Source organism: Rhodococcus sp. NPDC003322, assembly GCF_053589555.1.
Window position 1 is genome coordinate 401,295 of the sequence record NZ_JBSFSC010000004.1, and the last position, 19,473, is coordinate 420,767.

Consider the following 19,473-nt stretch of genomic DNA (forward strand, 5'->3'; position numbering starts at 1 on the left):
TGGGAGGGTGGGTTCATGACTCGGGCACGTTGGTGGCACACCCTTTTCGGACGACGACGAACCGCACCGCTCGACCGTGACCGAACCGACCTCGTGGTGGTCGCGTCGAGCTTCGACGACGCCGAGGCGTGCAGCACCGCGCTCGACCGCGGGGCCGCGACGGCGCCGGCGTGGGCGGCGGAGGAGGAGGTGGTTCTGCGACACCACCTGAGGCTGCCGGCCGAGGGTGTCCAGCGGGCCGCGGAGCTGGCGGCCCAGGACGGCTACACCGTCTCGCAGACGCCCCCGCACCCACCGGAGGTGTCGGCCGACGATGCACTCGTGTCCGTCACTCTCGTGCGCACCCAGGTCCTCGACGCGCTGCACTGCGCCCAGGAGAAGTCGCGGATGGCGGGACTGGCGCAGAGGGCGGGAGGCACGGCCGTGGGGTGGGACGCCCTTCAGCCTTCCGGTGGCACCGACTGACATCCGGTCGCAGGGCCCGTCGGGAAGCTGCGGAACCGCCACGGGTACGGAACCGTGCACTGACTAAGCTTCATCCGGATCACAGCGACGACGAAGAGGCGGTTGGAATGGGGACGTGGCCCGAGGTGCTCGGCGCTCTGACGGACGGACGGGATCTGGACGCGGCCACCGCCTCGTGGGCGATGAGCGAGATCATGTCGGACAACGCCACCTCCGCCCAGATCGCCGCGTTCGGTGTCGCTCTGAAGATGAAGGGGACGACCCCGTCCGAGGTGACCGGGATCGCCGACGCGATGCTCGCGCACGCGCGCACCCTCGACCTCGACATCGGCGACTCCGCCGCAGGCAACACCGACGCGGTCGACATCGTCGGCACCGGCGGCGACCGGCAGCACACCGTCAACATCTCGACGATGGCGTCGGTGGTGGTCGCGGCGGCAGGTGTGCGGGTGGTCAAGCACGGCAACCGGGCCGCGTCGTCCAAGAGCGGCGGCGCCGACGTCCTCGAGGCGCTCGGGGTGCGGATCAACCTGGACCCGGGCGCGGTCGCGCAGTGCGTGCGGGAGGTCGGGATCGGGTTCTGCTTCGCCCCGACGTTCCATCCCGCGTTCCGGTTCACGTCCGGGCCGCGCAAGGAGATCGGTATCCCGACCGTGTTCAACGTGCTCGGACCGCTGACCAACCCGGCCCGGCCCCGGGCGGGGCTGATCGGGTGCGCGTTCGCGGACCTGCAGCCGGTGATCGCCGACGTGCTCGCCGGTCGGGGCGTGTCCGCGCTGGTGGTTCGAGGCGACGACGGACTCGACGAGATCACCACGTCGACCACCAGCACCGTCTTCGTCGTCGACGGCGGGACGGTCCGCGAGGACCGGATCGATCCCACCGAACTCGGTGTGGAGCGGGTGCCCCTCGACGCCCTGCGCGGCGGGGACGCCGAGGCGAACGCGGTGATCGCGCGGGCGGTGCTCGCCGGTGAGCGCGGCGCCGTGCACGACGCCGTGGTGCTCAACGCCGGCGGCGCGATCGCCGCCTACTCCGGACTGGGCGGCGACCTGAACGACGCACTGCGTGCCGGCATGCAGCGCGCGGTCGACGTCATCGACAACGGAGCCGCCGCGGCGCTGCTTGACCGCTGGGTCGCGGTGAGCGCGCGCCTGGCCGGCTGAGGCCGCCCACGACACAGCGGGAGGGATGACGGGGACCCTCGTCCGGCCGGACCGGGCGAGGGTCCCCGTCGTCGTTCACTCGCCGATGGAGAAGGCGGCTTCGACGTCGGCGCTCGCGTAGGAGCGGAACGCGATGTGAGTCGTGGTGCGCAGCACTCCGGCGACCTTGTTGATCGCGCCGGTGACGACGTCGGCGATCTGCTCGTGGTCACGGACCTTGACGATCGCGATCAGATCGACGTCGCCCGCGCACGAGTACACCTCGGAGACGCCGGCGATGTCGGCAACGGCCTGAGCGGTCTCGGGGATCCGGTTCGCCTCGGCATGGATGAGGACGATGGCGTTGATCATCTCGCTCCTTATTACAGGGGGTGGGCCTGATCAGACTAGGGCCCAAATGCCGGGGACCCCGCCCCGCGGGCCAGCGCGCACCACTGCTGCCAGGCTCCCGCGCCGCGAGCGGGCTCCCCGTACCCGTGGCTGGTGCGGACGATCCGGATGCCGGGGGAGTCGAGCCAGCTCGCGATCAGCCCGACCTCACCGGCGGTGGCGCCGCGCAGTGGTGACGGTTCGGCCAGCACGGTCTCGGCCGACAGCGCCAGCGCGTCGACGACCGGCATCGGAGGCACCCCGCGCGGAGCCACCCCGGCAGAAGCGAGACGGCCCGCCCTGATGACCGCGAACTCCCACCCGCCGCCGTCGCGGGGCCGCGCCGCGATCAGTTCGTCGACCGCGGCGACCGCGGCCAGCCGCTGACCGCGGCGCAGTGCGATGCCCAGCGTGGCGGTGCGGTCACGCAGCCGGGCCGCGCTCTCGAACAGTTCTGCCGTCGCCAGCTCGCCGATCCGGGTGCGCAGTCGGTGCAGCGGGTCGTCGTCGGTACCGCGAATCAGGGCACGCACGACTTCGACGGCGGCGCCGTACTGCTCCGAATCCTGCGGGGTGTTCCCGGCGGGGCAGCCGCCGACCGCCTCGTCGGGACAGTCCGGGCCGTGGACCTGGTCGCGGCGAATCTTCTTGGTGCAGCTGCGAAGTCGACACGACTCGGTGATGGTCGCGGCGACCTCGGTCGCGTCGGTGCGATTGGTGAACGGGCCGAGGGCGTCGACGCCGGCGCGGCGGGTGATCGACAGCCGGGGGAACGGTTCGTCGGTCAGGGTGATCCACCACGCGCGCTTGGGGAACTTCGAGCGCCGGTTGTACGGGGGTGCGTGCGCGGCGAGCAGTCGCAGTTCGCGCACCCCGGCCTCGAGTCCGTGTGCACACTCGACGTGGTCCACCCGGGTGGCGAGCGCCACCATCTCCTTCATTCGGGCGCGGGTCTCGGACCCGGTGAAGTAGCCGCGGACCCGACGCTGCAGATTGACCGCCGTGCCGACGTAGAGGACCTCGTCCGACGGGCCGCGGAACAGGTAGACGCCCGGGGTCCGGGGCAGGTGCGCGGCCAGGCCCCGTTTGCCGCGTTGGGCCGCCGAGACGTTGGGCAGGTAGTCGACCAGCTCCGGGTAGCTGTGCACCCCGAGATTGCCGACCCGTTCGATCAGGGCGTGCAGCACGTCGACGGTGGCGCGGGCGTCGTCCAGCGCGCGGTGCGTGGGCCGGGTGCTGACCTGGAACAGGTCCGCCAGCGCGGAAAGCTTCACCGACGGCGCCTCCTCCCTGGACAGCACCCGGCGGGCGAGCTTGACCGTGCACAGCACCTGGAACGGCGGCCAGGCGAGGTCGTGTCGCGACACCGCGGCCTTCAGGAATCCGATGTCGAACGGGGCGTTGTGGGCGACCAGGACGGCGCCGCGGGCGAACTCGAGGAAACTGGGCAGTACCTGTTCGATCCGTGGTGCGTCGACGAGCATCGCCGTGGTGATTCCGGTGAGCTGCGCGATGAAAGGAGGAATGGTGCGGCCCGGGTCCACGAGTGTGCCGAGTTCGCCGATCACCTCGCCGCCCCGGACCTTCACCGCGCCGATCTCGGTGATGGCGTCGTCGCCGGAGTTGCTGCCGGTGGTCTCGAGGTCGACGACGACGAACGTGGTGTCCCGCAGCGGGGTGTCCAGCTCGTCGAACGTCAGCTGGCGTGCGGTGGCGTCGCGGGAACTCACGGGGCACAGGCTAGGCGGGGGTGCCGACAGCCCCGGCCGGCCTGTCCCCGCCAACCTGTCGGAGCGACTCGCTAGCTTCCGTCGGAGAGGCCGGATGACACGCCGGTTCGGCGCGAGTGAGACGAGGGTCACAATGATCGTGGATTGCAGCCGGTGTGCGGTTCGGGACATCGCCTGTGGCGACTGTGTGGTGACCGTGCTCCTCGGCTACCCGGCGCCCGAGGGTTCGACGCAGACCGCGCGGTCCGGTGTGGTGGCCCGTATGAGTATTGAGCAGGATGAACGAGCGGCGATGGCGGCGCTCGCCGACGCGGGGCTGGTGCCTCGACTGCGGCTGGTGCCCACCGTCGATCCGGCACAGACCGGCCGGTCGTTATCGCTTCGTGACCCGGGCGTTGCCTGACGGTCGTACAGTGTCGAAAATGACCGATTTGACCGGTTGTCGGTCTCGTTCGGGTCGACATTGCCGGGTGCGCTTCGTAATCTCGTTGAGACCTTGCGGAGTCTTGCAGCGCCACACCGGCGCAGCATCGCGAGGTACCGCCTAAACGATGTCCCGCAAGGGAATCGTGCCGGGAACCCACGTTTCCACTGGGGTGAATCCCGTCGGAGCGCACACCGCGTGCCGTCGGGTAGGGCTGATCTTCCCAGCCCGAACCCGTCAGCTAACTCGGTCGGCGGAGGAATGGAAGAAAGGCACCTCCTTTCGTGGCAACACTGAGCTCCAAGGCACGGCGCGTCGCCGTCGCCGGCATCTTCACCGTCGGCGCGATCACGGCCACCGCGGCGCCCGCACTGGCCGAGCCCGTCACGGTCCCCGGCGTCGGCACCTTCGACATCCCCGGCGTTCCGGCGCAGACCATCGAGATCCCCGGTCTCCCGCAGCTCCCGGCGGCGCCCGGCGCCCCGGCCCTCGTTCCCGCTCCGGTCCTCACCGCAGGCCAGAAGGCCGTCGAGGCCGCTGCCAGCAAGATCGGAGCCCCCTACGTCTGGGGTGCAGCCGGACCGGACGCCTTCGACTGCTCCGGCCTCGTGCAGTGGGCCTTCAAGCAGGCCGGTCTGAACCTGCCCCGCACGAGCTACGACCAGGCCGCGGCCGGCACCCCGGTGTCGACCGGCAACCTGCAGCCCGGTGACGTGGTGTCCTTCTACGGCGGTTCGCACTCGGGCATCTACGCCGGCAACGGCGAGGTCATCCACGCCGCCACCTCCGGTACTCCGGTCAAGCGTGCCCCGATCTCCTCGATGCCGATGGACGGCGCACGCCGCTACTGACATCCCGCACGCCGTGGCCGGGGAAGTGCCACGGCGCACATGTGGCACTTGCCACTCCGACGGGCTCGTCGATCCAGCACGGATCGGCGGGCCCGTCGCCGTTTGTGCAGGACGGCGCCCGCGTGAGGCAATGTCACGATTCAGCCGGGGTGGACACCGTCGTATGCCGTTCCGTAACCTTGCCGAGACCTTCCGGCGAGTAAGAACAGGAGTGCCCGGCTCGTGGCTTCACTGAGGAGGCGGTCCACCGCGATCGCAACCGGCGCGCTCTCCCTCGTCCTCGTCGCCGTCGGCGCCGGACCGGCGACAGCCGATCCCGCCATCGACAACCCGACCGCGGCGCTCGAGCGTCTGTCCGATCTCTCGCGCAAGTCCGAGCAGGCCACCGAGGCGATGCACAACGCGCAGATCGACCTCGACTCCAAGCTCTCCGTCCAGCGGGATGCGGAGCTCAGGCACGAGCAGGATCAGCGCCGCCTGGACGAGGCGCGCGCGACGATGGCCCAGTTCCAGCCGGCCGTGGACCGGTTGACGATCGCCAACTACCAGGGCGGACGGGTCAACCGTCTGTTCGCGGTGATGGTCTCCGACTCGCCGCAGCAGTTGCTCGACCAGATGTCCACGCTCAGCGTGCTCTCCACCGACACCGCCGCCCAGGTGCGCAAGTTCAAGGAGGCCGGTGACGAGGCCGTCGCGGCCGAGGAGGCCTCGCGGCGATCCGCCGACGACGCGCGGACGGCGACCGAGCACGCCCGCTCGATCAGCGACGACCTGCAGCGCACCCAGAGCGACCTGCAGGAGCAGATCGGGCAGGTCACCCAGGCGTTTGCGGCCCTGACGAGCGCCGAGAAGGCAACGCTCGCCGGTTCCGCCTTCCCTCCCGGATACGATCCCGCGATCGTGCTCAAGGGCCTGGTCCCGGGTGCCAACTCGAGCGCACTGCAGGCGGCCCTGACCCAGGTCGGCAAGCCCTACGTCTGGGGCGCGACGGGGCCGGACGGCTACGACTGTTCCGGCCTGATGGTGTGGGCCTACAAGCAGATCGGCAAGTCGCTGCCCAGGTCGAGCCAGGCCCAGGCCGCTGGCGGCACCCCGGTTCGCAAGCAGGACCTGCAGCCCGGCGACCTGGTGCTGTACTACTCCGACGCCTCGCACGTGGGCATGTACGCCGGCAACGGCAACATCGTGCACGCGTCCACGTTCGGCGTCCCGGTGAAGGTGGCACCGCTCGACGCCTACCCGTTCTACGGCGCCCGCCGGTACTGACCATCGAACAGGGGGATGCGCCGCGGTCGCCGCGTCGCCGGATCCGGACCTGGGAGGCGCTCGCGTTCTCCGGCCTGCTGATCGTCGTCGCGGGCGCCGCGGGCCTGGTGCTGCACCAGAATTCCGCCGAACCCGGCTCCGGGGCACCGTCCACCGCCGCGGTCAGCCCGTTCGAACAGGCTCGGCGCGCCGGCGTCCAGGACCTGCTCGACCGATGGGCCGGAGCGACTCGCGCCGGCGACGCGTCGGCACTGGCGGAGCTGTTCGACCCCGGAGCGATGCCGGAGTTCCTCGCCGCCGAGGTGCGGCGGATGGGCAACCTGGCGGCGGTGCCACTCGCGGACTGGGGCTACGAGATCGGCGGCGGCCCGGAAACGCCGGTGCCGAGCGACCTGGCCGAACAGTTGCAGGCCACCGACGTGTGGGCTCCGCAGGTCTATCTGCGCTACGCGATCGAGGGTGCGGACCTCGGTCCGACGCGCAAACCGGTCTCGCTGGTGGTGGCGCGGCGCGGGGACACGTGGAAACTGGTCTCCGATCGACCGTTGCCCGAGTACGACCGGCGAACCTGGCGTGGCCCCTGGGATTTCGGTCCGGTGGTGGCCCGGTCGGTGACCACCGGCGGGGCCACCTCCGTGGTGCTCGGTCACCCGTGGCAGCAGGACCGGGTGGACGCGGTCGCGGCCGAACTCGTCACCGCCGTACCCGCCGTCGGTGACGTGTGGGGTACCGACTGGTCGCGGCGGGCGGTCGTGGTCGTCACCGCCGATCAGGACGAGTTCGCCGAGCAGGTCGGCGCCGCCCACAGCGGTTCCGACATCGCCGCGGTTGCGGTCTCCGACGCCGTGACCCCGGACTCGGACATCGTGACCGGGCAGCGAATCGTCTTCAGCCCCACCGCGGGTGAACGTCTCACCGAGAGCACGCGCCGGTCGGTGCTCCGTCACGAACTCACACACGTCGCCACCCGCGCCGAGACGCGGGACGGATCCCCGATGTGGGTGCTCGAGGGCTTCGCCGACTACGTCGGCCACCGGGTCCCCAACAGTGACACCGGCGGCGGTGTCGACGTCCGCACCGCCGCGCCGACGGTGTCGGCGGCCATCGCGGTGCACGGACCGCCGGTGAGGCTGCCGTCCGACGCCGACTTCGCCGCCGGGGGCGAACGGGCGCTGGCCGCCTACGAGTCGGCATGGACGGTCGCGGCATTCGTCGCGGACCGGTTCGGGGAGGACCGGCTGCGGGCGCTGTACCGGGAACTGTCGACCGGACCCGTCGACGCCGCCCTGGTCGACGAACGGATCGGTCGGGTACTCGGGGTGCCCGGCCCGGAGATGGTCGCGCAGTGGGGCTCCTGGCTCACCGAACGGGTGTCCTGACCCCGGAGCCACCCCGGCGCCCGGAGCCTCGACCCCGGTGCCGGCGATCCGTCGCCGACCCGGGGCGCCCGCAGGGAGGGCCACCGAATACGGTGGAGGCATGCGCCGAACCCTGTTGGTGACGAACGACTTTCCACCGCGACCGGGCGGCATCCAGTCCTACCTGCAATCCCTGACGGCCGCGCTGCCTGCCGACCAACTCGTCGTCTATGCGCCGCGGTGGCGCGGCGACAGTCACACCAGGTTCGATGCCGCGCAGCCGTTCGAGGTGGTCCGTCATCCCACGACGCTGATGCTGCCGACGCCGCTGGTGGCACGGAAGGCCGCGAAGCTCGTGCGCAGCCACGGCTGCGACAGCGTGTGGTTCGGCGCCGCCGCGCCGCTGGCGTTGCTCGGTCCGCACCTGCGGCGAGCCGGCGCGGAGCGCATCGTGGCGAGCACTCACGGACACGAGGTCGGGTGGTCGATGCTGCCCGGGGCCCGGCAGTCGTTGCGCCGGATCGGCGACACCACCGACGCGATCACGTACGTCAGCAAGTACACCCGGCGCCGGTTCGCCGCGGCGTTCGGGCCGCGGGCCGGGCTCGAGCACGTCCCGCCCGGGGTGGACAGCGAGACCTTCCGACCGGATCCGGCGGCGCGCGCGGAATTGCGCTCCCGGTACGGGCTGGGGGAGCGGCCGACGATCCTCTGCCTGTCTCGCCTGGTGCCGCGCAAGGGACAGGACGTGCTGATCCGCGCGTTGCCGCGGATCCGGCGATCGATCGACGGCGCGGTGCTGGTGATCGTCGGTGGCGGGCCGTACGACGAGTCGTTGCGGCGACTGGCGGCCAAGGTCGGTGTGGAGGAGCACGTGGTGTTCACCGGTGGGGTTCCCGCGGCGGAACTCGCCGCGCACCACACCATCGCCGACGTGTTCGCGATGCCGTGCCGCACTCGCGGCGCGGGGCTGGACGTCGAGGGACTGGGCATCGTGTACCTGGAGGCGTCGGCGACGGGTGTTCCGGTGATCGCGGGCAACTCCGGGGGTGCGCCGGAGACGGTGCGCGAGGGCGAGACCGGGCACGTCGTCAACGGCCGGTCGGTGTCCGCGGTGGCGGATTCGGTGATCTCGGTGCTCGTGGACCGCGACCGGGCCGCAGCGATGGGCGTCGCGGGCCGCAAGTGGGTGTCCGAGCAGTGGCGGTGGGATGTCCTGGCCGCCAAGCTCTCCGGACTGCTGTAGGTGCTGCCGCGCCTGTGCGCCTTTCCGGTGGCCGGAGCCACCGGAAAGGCGCACAGGCGGCGAAGCCGCTACTTGCTGTAGATGGCCTCGATCTCGGCGCCGCGGTTCTGGTGGATGACGTTGCGCTTGAGCTTGAGTGTCGGGGTCAGCTCGCCGGTCTCCTCGGTGAAGTCCAGCGGCAGGATGCGGTACTTCTTGATCGACTCGGCGTGCGAGACGAGCTTGTTCGCCTCGGCGATCGCGGCGTCCACCTCCGCGACCAGGTCGATGTCGGCGACCAGGTCCTCGATGCTCGACCCGGCGGGCTTGCCGTTGCGTTCGAGCCAGCCCGGCCACGCCTCCGGATCGATGGTGATCAGGGCGCCGATGAACGGCTTCTGGTCGCCGACGACGAGCGCCTGGCTGATCAGCGGGTGGGCGCGCAGGTAGTCCTCGAGACCGGCCGGGGCGACGTTCTTGCCGCCGGCGGTCACGATGATCTCCTTCTTGCGGCCCGTGATGCTCAGGTAGCCCTCGGTGTCGAGGGACCCGAGGTCGCCGGTGTGGAACCAGCCGTCCACGATGGCGGCCTCGGTGGCGGCTTCGTTCCGCCAGTAGCCGGTGAACACGACCGGGCCGGACAGCAGGACCTCGCCGTCCTCGGCGATGCGAACGGCGTTGCCGGCCAACGGCTTCCCGACGGTGCCGATCTTCTGGTTGCCGGGCGTGTTGACGGTGATCGCAGCGGTGGTCTCGGTCAGGCCGTAGCCCTCGTAGATCGTGACGCCGAGGCCGCGGAAGAAGTGGCCGAGGCGGGCGCCGAGCGGCGCACCGCCCGAGATGGCGAGCTGGCACTGGCCTCCGAGCGCGGCCTTGAGCTTGCCGTACACCAGCTTGTCGAACACGGTGTGCTTGAGATTGAGCACGAACCCGGCGCCGCCGGTGTCCTGTGCCTGGCTCCACTGCACGGCCACCTCGGCGGCCATGTCGAAGATCTTGCCCTTGCCCTCACCGTGCGCCTTCTGCTGGGCGGTGTTGAACACCTTCTCGAACACGCGGGGCACGGAGAGGATGAAGTCCGGCTTGAACTCACCGAACGTGGCGACGATGTTCTTGGTGTCGGACGTGTGGCCGACGGTGGTGCCCGCGTTGAACGCGGCGAGGCTGACGGCGCGGGCCAGGACGTGGGCGAGCGGCAGGAACATCAGGTTGCGCCGACCCGGCTGCAGCAGGGCCCCGAACCCGGACGTCGCGATGGCGTGCGACTCGGCGATCAGGTTCGAGTGGGTGAGCATGCAGCCCTTGGGCCTACCCGTGGTTCCGGAGGTGTAGATCAGGGTCGCCGGGTCGGCGGCCTTCAGGGCGGCGGTGCGGGACCGGACCTCGTCGTCGGCAATCCCGGCGCCGCGCTCGACGAGGGTGGAGATCGCCCCGGGCGCGCCCTCGGCGGGCTCGATCTGCAGGACCGTGGTCACGGCGGGGAAGCCGCCGGTGACGTCGGCGACGGTGCGGGAGTGATCGTCGGTCTCGACGATCAACCCGACCGCGGCGGAGTCCTCGAGGATCCACCGGACCTGTTCGGCGGAGGAGGTCTCGTAGATCGGCACGGTGACGCCACCGGCCGACCAGATCGCGAAGTCGAGGATCGGCCACTCGTATCGGGTCCCGGACATCAGTGCGACCCGGTCGCCGGCCTGAACGCCGGACGCGATCAGACCCTTGGCGACCGCGGTGACCTGCTCGGCGACCTCGCGCGCGGTCACGTCCGCCCAGACGCCACCGGTGAGCCGCTTGAACAGCACCAGGTTCGGCGTCGCCGCGGCATGGGTGTACACCGCGTCGACCGCTGACCCGTCGGCCGGGACGGCGAAGTTGAGGGGGACACTGAATTCACGCACGCGATGCCTCCGAAACCTGTGGATACTGACGAGTAGGTATTACTCCGGTCCACCTTAAACCCTGCCGGATGCGACCTGCGCCACGTCCATGGCGGCGGATATGTGAAGCTTGCGGGGTGAGCAGCATTCAGGTCGCGGACCAGACGTTCATCGCCGCGGCACCCGAACGGGTCGCCGAGTGCCTGTCGGCGCAGTCGAAATGGGGCCGCTGGTGGCCCGACCTCCGCCTCGAGGTGCGGGAGGACCGCGCCGAGAAGGGGATTCGGTGGACCGTCGGCGGCGCCCTGACCGGGACCATGGAGGTCTGGCTCGAGGCCGAGCTCGACGGCACGATCGTGCACTACTTCCTGCACGCCGAACCCGCAGGGGTGACGCCGGAGAACGTCGCGAACCTCGACCTCGCCGCGATGAACCATGCCCGCCGGCTCGCAGGCAAGGTCGTCACTTTCGAGGCGAAGCGCGAGCTCGAGGCCGGTCGGCCCGCGGGAGAGTCCCCTCTGCCCCGGTGACGCCGGACCAGCCGTAGGAAAGGAACGTTCCCGCATGGCCGAGAAGACCAAGAGGTCGATCACCATCGCCGCGACGCCGCGGCAGGTGATGGAAGTGATCGCGGATTACCCCGCCTACCCGGAGTGGGTGGCGGCGGCGAAGTCCGTCGAGGTGCTCGAGACCGGTCCGTCCGGGCGGGCACGACGGGTCCGGTTCGTCCTGGACGCGGGCATGGTCAAGGACACCTACGTGCTCGAGTTCGAGTGGTCCGGGGACGGGCAGTCGGTGTCGTGGGAACTGGTCGAGGGTGAGATCCAGAAGGCGCAGTCCGGCTCGTACACGCTCGAACCGCAGGCCGACGGGGCAACGCTGGTGACGTACGAGCTGACCGTGGACCTGACGATCCCGATGATCGGGTTGTTCAAACGCAAGGCCGAGAAGGCGATCACCGACACCGCACTCAAGGAGCTGAAGAAGAGGGTGGAGGGCTGACACCGCGGGAGGACGACGCGCACCCTCGGGTGCAGTTCGTCGTCGGCAAGGGAGGCGTCGGGAAGACGACGGTGGCCGCGGCAACCGCACTCGTGCTGGCGCGCAAGGGATCTCGGGTGCTGCTCGTGTCGCTCGACCAGGCCCACTCGCTCTCCGACGTGCTCGCGACCGACCGCGGGCCCGGAACGGCGGATGCGATTCGCGACGTCGCGGGCGCCGGTCGTTCCGGCGGCGGCGTGGAGTTGCTCGAACTCGACACCCTCGCCGTGCTGCAGGGGCGGCTCGCGGCGGCGGCCGCGCTCGTGCCCAGCGGCCCGGAGCACGACCACTCGCTGTCGCTGCCGGAACCGGAGGAACTGACCTCGCTGCCCGGCGCGCAGGAACTGGTCGGGCTCGCGGAGGTCGCCCGGCTCGCCGGGAGCGGCGACTGGGACGCGGTGGTGGTCGACTGCCCGGCAACGGCGGATGCGCTGCGGCTGTTGACCGTCGCGGATCTGGTCGCCGACGGGGTGGAGCGGGTCTGGCCGCAGCACGTACGCGTGACGATGGGGTCGGGTTCACCGCAGTGGCAGCTGCTGGCCGCGCTGCTGGTGGATCGGCTGGTCGACTCGACCGCGCCCGTCCGCACCCTTCTCTCGGATGCGGAACGGGCCGGAGTCCGGCTGGTCGTCGGCGCACGGTCGGTGGCGGCGGCGGAGGCGCGCCGGACCGTCACCGCGTTGGCGCTGCTGGGTATCGCCCTGGACGATGTCGTGGTCAATGGTGTTCTGCCGCAGGATGATTCGATTACGTTCGGTGACGAGGCGCCGCCGTCGGCGCGCTGGTACGCGCGGCGTCGGGGCGACCAGGAGGGTGCCGTCGCGCAGTTGCGCGCGGCGCTCTCCGGGACCCCGGTGCTCGTCGCCCACGACGGGGGTGGCGAGCCGGTAGGGTGGGACGCTCTCGGCGCCGTCGCCGATGATCTCGAACCGGCGGGTGCCGCGGGGGAGCGGCGCGGACCGACGGTGGAACACGAATCGGGGGTGGGGGTGGACTCGGTGTACGCGCTGCGGGTTCCGCTGCCGCTGGTCGACCCGGCGTCGCTGAGCCTCGGCCGGGTCGGCGACGACCTGCTGATCGGGGCGGCGGGGGTGCGGCGGCGGCTGCCGTTGGCGTCGGTCCTGCGGCGCTGCGACACGGTCGACGCGGGGCTCGAGGGGGACGACCTGGTGGTCCGCTTCCGGCCCGACCCTCAGGTGTGGCCGCAGTGAGCGCCGACCACGCGGCCCTGATGGCCGAGCTGAGGGCGCTGGCGAACGCGGCCCTCGACCGCCTCGAACCGCTCCTGGAACGTGCCGCGGACGTGGCCGCCGCCGTCGCTCCCGAGCGTGGTGAGGACGGTGCTCACGAGGACGGTGAGGACCGTGGCTCCGCGTGCGGCTGGTGCCCGGTCTGTGCGCTCGTCGCACTCGTGCGCGGCGAGTCCCACGACCTGCTGACGCTGGTCGCCTCGCAGCTCTCCGCGCTGCTCGCGCTGGTGCGGGCGCTGCTCGATGAGCACGACGGACACGGCGGGCCCCCGGAGGGCGGCCCCGACGGCGACACGACCCCGCCGCCGCGCCGCGCCTTCGTGCCGATCCAGGTGCGGATCGAGGACAATCCCACGGCATGAGCAACGAGTCGGAAGCGGCGCCGACCATCGGCGTCGACGTGGGCGGTACCAGCATCCGGGCCGCGGTCGTCGATGCCGCCGGGGAAGTGCTCGACACGGCGCAGGCGCCGACCCCGCGATCTGCGCCGGCGCTCGAGGACGCCCTCGACCGCACGCTTCGGGAATTGATCTCCCGCAACGAGATCGGGGCCATCGGACTCGCGGTTGCGGGTTTCGTGTCGGAGGACCGGACGATCGTGCGATTCGCGCCGCACCTGCCGTGGGTGGACGTGCCGGTGGCACGTGACCTCGGCCGGCGGCTCGGCCTGCCGGTGGTGCTCGAACACGACGCGAACGCGGCGGCGTGGGCGGAGCGGCGATTCGGTGCCGCGACCGGCGGCGGCAACGTCGTCACGGTCGCGGTCGGCACGGGAATCGGCGCGGCCCTGCTGGTGGACGGGCATCTGTACCGGGGCAGTCACGGGGTGGCCCCCGAACTCGGACATCTGCAGGTGGTGCCCGACGGGCGGCCCTGTGCCTGCGGCAAGCGCGGCTGCTGGGAACGGTACTGCAGCGGGACCGCGCTGGTGGAGACCGCGATCGAGTTGCTCGCTGCCGACCCATCCGGGTCCACCGTGCTCGCGGCGGAGGTCGCACGGGATCCGGGATCGCTCACCGGCCGCCGGATCGCAGGCGCCGCCCGCGACGGGGACCGCGTCGCGGTGCGCACGATGGCGGAGTTCGCCCGCTGGCTCGGCGTCGGTCTGGCGATGGTCGCCGACGTCTTCGATCCCGAGCTGATCGTGATCGCCGGGGGCGTGGCGAGCTCGGCGGGCCTGTTCCTCGACGAGGCCCGCGAGCACTACGCGCGCGCCCTGACCGGGGCGGGGCACCGGCCGCTGGCGCGGATCCGGACGACCCAGCTCGGCGAGGCGGCCGCGATGGTCGGGGCCGCTGACCTGGCCCGCGCGGCACTGCGGTAGCCATGCCGTGACCGGCATCACACGCGGCTTTCCCGTGTGGCCGGGCACACGACACGTCGGTACAGTTCACGGCACACGAGTTCGGGAGGCGCCATGTGGTACTGGCTTTTCAAGTACATCCTTCTCGGGCCGATCCTGTTCGCGCTCGGCCGACCCAGAATCGAAGGGGCGCACAACCTTCCGGTGCACGGCCCGGTCATCCTGGCGAGCAATCACCAGGCGGTCATGGACTCGTTCTACCTGCCGTTGCGCGCGCCGCGGCGGATCACCTTCCTGGCCAAGAGCGAGTACTTCACCGGCCCGGGACTCAAGGGACGCTTCCAGAAGTGGTTCTTCACCGCCGTCGGCCAGGTGCCGATCGACCGCACCGGCGCGGACGCCGCGGCGGACGCCCTCGCCGCCGGACTGCGGGTGCTCGGCGACGGCAAGCTGCTCGGCATCTATCCGGAGGGCACCCGCTCCCCGGACGGCCGGCTCTACAAGGGCAAGACCGGGATGGCCCGGATGGCCCTCGCCGCGGGTGTCCCGGTGATCCCGGTCGCGATGATCGGCACCGACAAACTCAACCCGATCGGTTCGCGCTGGCCGCGTCCGGCGAAGATCGTGATCCGGATCGGGGAACCGATCGACTTCTCCCGGTTCAGCGGCATGGCCGGCAATCGGTTCGTGGAACGGGCCGTCACCGACGAGGTGATGTACAAGCTGATGCAGTTGTCGGGTCAGGAGTACGTCGACGTCTACGCCGCCAGCCTCAAGTCCGGGGTCGCCGGCCACGCGGACCCCCGGGTCCCCGCCACCCGGGCCGGGTGACCGGGGCGTCAGGCCACCGGCACCGGCTGGGCCGTCGGTGCCTCGGCCGCCGCGGGTACCGACAGCCGGACGAAGGCCAGCAGCGCCAGCGTCGCCATGCCCCACCACACGTACGACGACGCCAGGAACTGGTCCCACAGCGGCCAGCCGAGGCCGCTGGTCCGCCCCGGGGTGAGCCGCCAGTGCGGGGCGAGCACCAGGAGCGCGATCCCGCCGAGCGTCCACCCGGTCCACAGCGCCCGCCGGCCCGGTTCCTGTCGGGACCGGCCGAGCGCCAGGTGCCCGAGAGCCATCAGCAGCGGCACCGCCCACACCCAGTGGTGCGACCACGACACCGGCGAGATCAGCAGGCCGAGGACCGCGGTCGCGGTCAACGCGAGAACCGGATGCCCCGCCGCCAGGGTCCGCCGCACCGCGACCACCGCGATCGCCAGCACAAGCAGGCAGCACAGCAGCCACACCGCCGACCGGGCCGTGCCCTCGAGCCCGAGGCGGGCCAGCATCCCGGTCAGCGACTGGTTCGCCGCGTACGCGGGGCGGCCGATCCGGTTCGAGTCCAGCAGGGTCTCGGTCCAGTACTGCTTGGCGTCGGAGAAACACACCACGAACCCAAGCCCGGTCCCGAGCAGGAACCCGCCCGCGGTGGCGACGACCGCCCGAATGTCCTTGCGCAGCAGGAAGTACAGCACGAACACGGCCGGGGTCAGCTTGATCGCGGCGACGAGGCCCACCAGCAGTCCGCGCGGCCACGGCGTGCGCGGCAGCAGGCAGTCCGCGGCCACGAGTGCCATCAGCACGATGTTGATCTGCCCGTAGTCGAGGGTGGAGTACACCGGCTCGAGGAGCAGGGCGCCGGCGAAGACCGCAGGCACCGTCCACACCGCCACCCGGCGGTCGATCACTCCGAGCGAGCGCAGGGTCAGCGCGACCGTGGCCAGCAGCGCGGCCAGCGAGAGGACGGTGAGGACGATTCCCGCCTGGTGCAGGCTGATCGCCGACAGCGGACTGAACACGATCGCGGCGAGCGGGGGATAGGTGAACGGCAGGAGGGACCCGAGCGCGGTCGGCGGCATCTCGCCGTACAGCGCCGTGCCGTTGGCGAGGGCGGTGCCACCGAGCCGGTAGACGTCGAGGTCGATCCGGTAGTAGTCGCCGAGGTCGCGCAGCCACGGGAACCCGACCAGGTTGTAGGCGATGCCGACCAGCGCTGCGACCGCGATCGTGATCCGCAGCGCGGCACCGGCCGGGGTGCCGGCGCGGGGGAACCAGGTCCGGTCCGTCGACTCCGCTGACGTGGTGAGGTCACGGGCGGGTGCCCCGGCTGGGTCGGCGGTGGGCCCGGGGTCGCGGGGAGTCGGCACCAGTCATCCTTCGGGTCGGGGGCGGTCGCATCACCAGTGTGCCGGGCGCATAGGGTTGCCCGTCGTGCGCTACTTCTACGACTGCGAGTTCATCGAGGATGGTCGCACAATCGACCTGGTTTCCATCGGTGTGGCCGCCGAGGACGGTCGCGAGTTCTACGCCGTGTCCACCGAGTTCGACGCGACCCGGGCCGGCAAATGGGTGCGCAGCAACGTGCTTCCCAAGTTGCCGCCGCAGTCGTCGCCGGTGTGGAAGAGCCGCGACAAACTCCGCGACGACCTGCTCAAGTTCCTGATCCCGCGGCCCGGTGTGGTGCCGGAACTGTGGGCGTGGGTTGCCGCGTACGACCATGTGGCCCTGTGTCAGCTGTGGGGTGACATGACGGCGCTGCCGCAGTCGATGCCCCGGTTCACGCGAGAACTCAAGCAGTACTGGGAGGACGCGGGTCGGCCCACGCTGCCGGCCGCCCCTGCCGACGCCCACGACGCGCTCGCCGACGCGCGGCACAACCTGGCGAAGTTCGAGGCGATCCGGATCGCCTCGACGCTGCGCTGAGCCGGGCGGGTCCTCGGCGCCTGCGGTCACGGTCGGGCGTCGATCACACCCACCCGTGTCGGTCACCACGGTGACCGAATATCCTGGACAGGTGAACTGGACAGTCGACGTGCCGATCGACCGCTTGCCCGAACTTCCGCCGCTGCCCGCGGCGCTGCGACAGAAGCTGGACGAGGCGCTGAGCAAGCCCGCCGCGCAGCAGCCGTCGTGGCCCGCCGATCAGGCAGCCGCCATGCGCACCGTCCTGGAGAGCGTCCCGCCGATCACGGTGGCCAGCGAGGTCGAGGACCTGCAGGCGCAGCTGGCGTCCGTCGCCCGCGGGGAGGCGTTCCTGCTGCAGGGCGGCGACTGCGCGGAGACCTTCGCGGACAACACCGAGCCGCACATCAAGGGCAACATCCGCACCCTGCTGCAGATGGCCGTCGTGCTCACCTACGGTGCCTCGCTCCCGGTGGTGAAGGTCGGCCGCATCGCCGGTCAGTACGCCAAGCCCCGCTCGTCCGACACCGACTCGCTCGGCCTGCTGTCGTACCGCGGCGACATGGTCAACTCGCTGGTCGCCGACGAGGCGCTCCGCGTGCACGACCCGTCGCGGCTGGTCCGCGCCTACGCCAACGCGAGCGCCGCGATGAACCTGGTGCGCGCCATCACCGCCGCCGGCGAGGCGGACCTGCACCGCGTGCACGACTGGAACCGCGAATTCGTCGCGTCGTCGCCCGCCGGCGCCCGGTACGAGGCCCTCGCCGCCGAGATCGACCGGGGTCTGCGCTTCATGGACGCCTGCGGCGTCGTCGACCCGAACCTGCAGTCCGCGAAGATCTTCGCCAGCCACGAGGCCCTCGTCCTGGACTACGAGCGGGCGATGCTGCGTCTCGACGAGACGGGTGACCACCCGAAGCTGTACGACCTGTCGGCGCACTTCCTGTGGATCGGCGACCGCACCCGTCAGCTCGACGGCGCGCACATCGCGTTCGCGGAACTGATGGCCAACCCGATCGGCCTGAAGATCGGCCCGTCCACCACACCCGAGATGGCCGTCGAGTACGTCGAGCGGCTCGATCCGACGAACAAGCCGGGCCGGTTGACGCTGATCTCCCGGATGGGCAACGGCAAGGTGCGCGACCTGCTGCCCGGGATCATCGAGAAGGTGCAGGCGACCGGGCACCAGGTGATCTGGCAGTGCGACCCGATGCACGGCAACACCCACGAATCGTCCACCGGCTACAAGACCCGGCACTTCGACCGGGTGGTCGACGAGGTCCAGGGCTTCTTCGAGGTGCACAACGCGCTCGGCACCCACCCGGGCGGCATCCACGTGGAGCTGACCGGCGAGAACGTCACCGAGTGCCTCGGCGGCGCCCAGGACATCTCCGACGTCGACCTCTCGGGCCGCTACGAGACAGCGTGCGATCCGCGTCTGAACACCCAGCAGTCGCTGGAGCTGGCGTTCCTGGTCGCCGAAATGCTGCGCGGCTGACCAACGTTCGTGCCCGCCTCGGCCCGTCCCGGATTCTCCGGGGCGGGCCGAGGCGCGTGCGGGGTCGACGCGTTCGGGTCGAAACGTGTCGGCCCCCGGCGTTACGGTCGCGGTGATCGATGAATCCACACCGACAGTGAGGCACGCATCATGAAGATCACCGAAACGCAGATCGGCGCCCCCTGCTGGGCCGAACTGGGCACCACCGACGTCGCGGCGGCCGGCGCGTTCTACGGGGCACTGCTCGGCTGGACGCCGGAGGCGAACCCCAACCCCGAGGCGGGCGGCTACACGATGCAGCTGCTGGGCGGCGACCCGGTGGCGGCGGCCAGCCCGCTCCACCAGGAGGGCCAGCCCGTCGCGTGGACCGCGTCGATCGCGGTCGCGGACGTCGACGCCACCGTCGCGAAGGCGACCGCGGCCGGTGGCGCCGTGCTCGCCGAGCCGATGGATGTGTTCGACCTCGGCCGGTTCACCGTCCTCGCGGACCCGACCGGCGCGGTGATCTCGCTGTGGCAGGCGAAGACCTTCTCCGGCGCGGCCCGGCTGAACGAGACCGGCGCGCTGTGCTGGATCGAACTGCGCACTCGCGACACCGCCGCCGCACAGAAGTTCTACACCGAGGTGTTCGGCTGGACGGTGAACGCGGGGGAGGGCTACACCCAGTTCGGAGTGGCGGGCCAGGACTTCGGCGGAATGATGGCGATGGGCGAGGACTTTCCGGAGGGAATCCCGCCGCACTGGGCGCTGTACTTCGGTGTCGACGACGTCGACGCATCCGCCGCCCGTGCCACCGAGCTTGGCGGTGTGGTGCACGTTCCAGGCACCGACATCCCCGGCACCGGCCGCTTCGCGGTGCTCACCGACCCGCAGGGCGGCGCGTTCGCGATCTACACTCCGGCGCGCTGACGCCCTTCACGTCA

At 71.1% G+C, this 19,473-nt stretch carries 20 protein-coding genes and 1 riboswitch; of the genes, 16 read left to right on the forward strand and 4 right to left on the reverse strand.

Annotation, left to right across the window (positions count from 1 at the left end; all coding sequences use genetic code 11):
• The first annotated feature begins 15 nt into the window (after positions 1–15).
• Both ACWDUM_RS18190 and trpD read left to right on the forward strand, forming a co-directional pair.
• Complete coding sequence (locus ACWDUM_RS18190; RefSeq protein ID WP_450135017.1) at positions 16–465, forward strand: hypothetical protein; 450 nt, start codon at positions 16–18, stop codon at positions 463–465.
• A 107-nt stretch (positions 466–572) separates the two neighbouring features.
• Positions 573–1,631: an anthranilate phosphoribosyltransferase gene (trpD, locus tag ACWDUM_RS18195; protein WP_450135018.1), complete on the forward strand. Its 1,059-nt coding sequence runs from the start codon at positions 573–575 to the stop codon at positions 1,629–1,631.
• A gap of 75 nt (positions 1,632–1,706) precedes the next feature.
• Here the strand turns inward: trpD and ACWDUM_RS18200 are convergent, their stop codons facing one another.
• Together ACWDUM_RS18200 and ACWDUM_RS18205 are read right to left on the reverse strand one after the other, a co-directional pair.
• Positions 1,707–1,982, reverse strand: coding sequence for an Lrp/AsnC family transcriptional regulator (locus tag ACWDUM_RS18200; RefSeq protein ID WP_450116081.1), 276 nt, complete (start codon positions 1,980–1,982; stop codon positions 1,707–1,709).
• A 35-nt stretch (positions 1,983–2,017) separates the two neighbouring features.
• Complete coding sequence (locus ACWDUM_RS18205) at positions 2,018–3,730, reverse strand: DEDD exonuclease domain-containing protein (protein WP_450135019.1); 1,713 nt, start codon at positions 3,728–3,730, stop codon at positions 2,018–2,020.
• 133 nt (positions 3,731–3,863) lie between these two features.
• On the opposite strand from ACWDUM_RS18205, the gene ACWDUM_RS18210 reads away from it, so the two are divergent.
• From ACWDUM_RS18210 to ACWDUM_RS18230, 5 genes are all read left to right on the forward strand, one after another.
• Positions 3,864–4,133, forward strand: coding sequence for a hypothetical protein (locus tag ACWDUM_RS18210; protein WP_450135020.1), 270 nt, complete (start codon positions 3,864–3,866; stop codon positions 4,131–4,133).
• 128 nt (positions 4,134–4,261) lie between these two features.
• Positions 4,262–4,426: riboswitch (cyclic di-AMP (ydaO/yuaA leader) on the forward strand.
• 12 nt (positions 4,427–4,438) lie between these two features.
• Positions 4,439–5,005 carry an NlpC/P60 family protein gene (locus ACWDUM_RS18215; protein WP_450116084.1) on the forward strand — a complete coding sequence of 189 codons (567 nt, stop codon included), beginning with the start codon at positions 4,439–4,441 and terminating at the stop codon, positions 5,003–5,005.
• Positions 5,006–5,227: 222 nt separating this feature from the next.
• The gene (locus tag ACWDUM_RS18220; protein WP_450135021.1) at positions 5,228–6,271 is read left to right on the forward strand and encodes an NlpC/P60 family protein; all 1,044 of its coding nucleotides are present in this window, start codon (positions 5,228–5,230) and stop codon (positions 6,269–6,271) included.
• Between the two features lie 74 nt (positions 6,272–6,345).
• Positions 6,346–7,650 carry a hypothetical protein gene (locus tag ACWDUM_RS18225; RefSeq protein WP_450135209.1) on the forward strand — a complete coding sequence of 435 codons (1,305 nt, stop codon included), beginning with the start codon at positions 6,346–6,348 and terminating at the stop codon, positions 7,648–7,650.
• Positions 7,651–7,750: 100 nt separating this feature from the next.
• Positions 7,751–8,875 (forward strand): glycosyltransferase family 4 protein, encoded by a 1,125-nt coding sequence (locus ACWDUM_RS18230; RefSeq protein ID WP_450135022.1) that lies wholly within the window; start codon positions 7,751–7,753, stop codon positions 8,873–8,875.
• A 68-nt stretch (positions 8,876–8,943) separates the two neighbouring features.
• Here ACWDUM_RS18230 and ACWDUM_RS18235 read toward each other — a convergent pair whose 3' ends face one another.
• Positions 8,944–10,752 carry an AMP-dependent synthetase/ligase gene (locus ACWDUM_RS18235; protein WP_450135023.1) on the reverse strand — a complete coding sequence of 603 codons (1,809 nt, stop codon included), beginning with the start codon at positions 10,750–10,752 and terminating at the stop codon, positions 8,944–8,946.
• 116 nt (positions 10,753–10,868) lie between these two features.
• On the opposite strand from ACWDUM_RS18235, the gene ACWDUM_RS18240 reads away from it, so the two are divergent.
• The 6 genes from ACWDUM_RS18240 to ACWDUM_RS18265 all read left to right on the forward strand — a co-directional run bounded on the left by ACWDUM_RS18240 (position 10,869) and on the right by ACWDUM_RS18265 (position 15,156).
• Positions 10,869–11,261, forward strand: coding sequence for a polyketide cyclase / dehydrase and lipid transport (locus tag ACWDUM_RS18240; RefSeq protein WP_450116088.1), 393 nt, complete (start codon positions 10,869–10,871; stop codon positions 11,259–11,261).
• 34 nt (positions 11,262–11,295) lie between these two features.
• A complete protein-coding gene (locus ACWDUM_RS18245) occupies positions 11,296–11,733 on the forward strand; it encodes an SRPBCC family protein (RefSeq protein WP_450116089.1) in 438 nt (145 codons plus the stop codon).
• Positions 11,734–11,762: 29 nt separating this feature from the next.
• Positions 11,763–12,983 (forward strand): ArsA family ATPase, encoded by a 1,221-nt coding sequence (locus ACWDUM_RS18250; RefSeq protein WP_450135024.1) that lies wholly within the window; start codon positions 11,763–11,765, stop codon positions 12,981–12,983.
• On the forward strand, positions 12,980–13,384 hold the full coding sequence (locus ACWDUM_RS18255) for a hypothetical protein (RefSeq protein ID WP_450135025.1): 405 nt from the start codon (positions 12,980–12,982) through the stop codon (positions 13,382–13,384). The genes ACWDUM_RS18250 and ACWDUM_RS18255 overlap by 4 nt, the downstream gene beginning before the upstream one ends.
• Entirely contained in the window at positions 13,381–14,346 is a 966-nt protein-coding gene (locus tag ACWDUM_RS18260) for an ROK family protein (protein WP_450135026.1), read from the forward strand. Before ACWDUM_RS18255 ends, ACWDUM_RS18260 begins: the two co-directional genes overlap by 4 nt.
• Positions 14,347–14,439: 93 nt before the next feature.
• A complete protein-coding gene (locus tag ACWDUM_RS18265; RefSeq protein ID WP_450135027.1) occupies positions 14,440–15,156 on the forward strand; it encodes a lysophospholipid acyltransferase family protein in 717 nt (238 codons plus the stop codon).
• Positions 15,157–15,164: 8 nt separating this feature from the next.
• On the opposite strand, the gene ACWDUM_RS18270 is transcribed toward ACWDUM_RS18265, so the two are convergent.
• Positions 15,165–16,517 (reverse strand): glycosyltransferase 87 family protein, encoded by a 1,353-nt coding sequence (locus ACWDUM_RS18270; protein ID WP_450135028.1) that lies wholly within the window; start codon positions 16,515–16,517, stop codon positions 15,165–15,167.
• 64 nt (positions 16,518–16,581) lie between these two features.
• Here ACWDUM_RS18270 and ACWDUM_RS18275 point away from each other — a divergent pair, with 64 nt between their 5' ends.
• The 3 genes from ACWDUM_RS18275 to ACWDUM_RS18285 all read left to right on the forward strand — a co-directional run bounded on the left by ACWDUM_RS18275 (position 16,582) and on the right by ACWDUM_RS18285 (position 19,459).
• Positions 16,582–17,073: a polyadenylate-specific 3'-exoribonuclease AS gene (locus tag ACWDUM_RS18275; RefSeq protein ID WP_450135029.1), complete on the forward strand. Its 492-nt coding sequence runs from the start codon at positions 16,582–16,584 to the stop codon at positions 17,071–17,073.
• A gap of 91 nt (positions 17,074–17,164) precedes the next feature.
• On the forward strand, positions 17,165–18,550 hold the full coding sequence (locus ACWDUM_RS18280) for a class II 3-deoxy-7-phosphoheptulonate synthase (protein WP_450116096.1): 1,386 nt from the start codon (positions 17,165–17,167) through the stop codon (positions 18,548–18,550).
• Positions 18,551–18,700: 150 nt separating this feature from the next.
• Positions 18,701–19,459, forward strand: a complete 759-nt coding sequence (locus ACWDUM_RS18285) for a VOC family protein (RefSeq protein ID WP_450116097.1) — start codon at positions 18,701–18,703, stop codon at positions 19,457–19,459.
• Positions 19,460–19,473 lie beyond the last annotated feature (14 nt).

What these genes read in the sequence shown, in the direction of transcription:
- ACWDUM_RS18245 (WP_450116089.1), top strand. Translation starts at nt 11,296, where the DNA reads ATGGCCGAGAAGACCAAGAGGTCGATCACCATCGCCGCGACGCCGCGG.
- ACWDUM_RS18260 (WP_450135026.1), top strand. Translation starts at nt 13,381, where the DNA reads ATGAGCAACGAGTCGGAAGCGGCGCCGACCATCGGCGTCGACGTGGGC.
- trpD (WP_450135018.1), top strand. Translation starts at nt 573, where the DNA reads ATGGGGACGTGGCCCGAGGTGCTCGGCGCTCTGACGGACGGACGGGAT.
- ACWDUM_RS18190 (WP_450135017.1), top strand. Translation starts at nt 16, where the DNA reads ATGACTCGGGCACGTTGGTGGCACACCCTTTTCGGACGACGACGAACC.
- ACWDUM_RS18285 (WP_450116097.1), top strand. Translation starts at nt 18,701, where the DNA reads ATGAAGATCACCGAAACGCAGATCGGCGCCCCCTGCTGGGCCGAACTG.
- ACWDUM_RS18265 (WP_450135027.1), top strand. Translation starts at nt 14,440, where the DNA reads ATGTGGTACTGGCTTTTCAAGTACATCCTTCTCGGGCCGATCCTGTTC.
- ACWDUM_RS18210 (WP_450135020.1), top strand. Translation starts at nt 3,864, where the DNA reads ATGATCGTGGATTGCAGCCGGTGTGCGGTTCGGGACATCGCCTGTGGC.
- ACWDUM_RS18230 (WP_450135022.1), top strand. Translation starts at nt 7,751, where the DNA reads ATGCGCCGAACCCTGTTGGTGACGAACGACTTTCCACCGCGACCGGGC.
- ACWDUM_RS18200 (WP_450116081.1), bottom strand. Translation starts at nt 1,982, where the DNA reads ATGATCAACGCCATCGTCCTCATCCATGCCGAGGCGAACCGGATCCCC.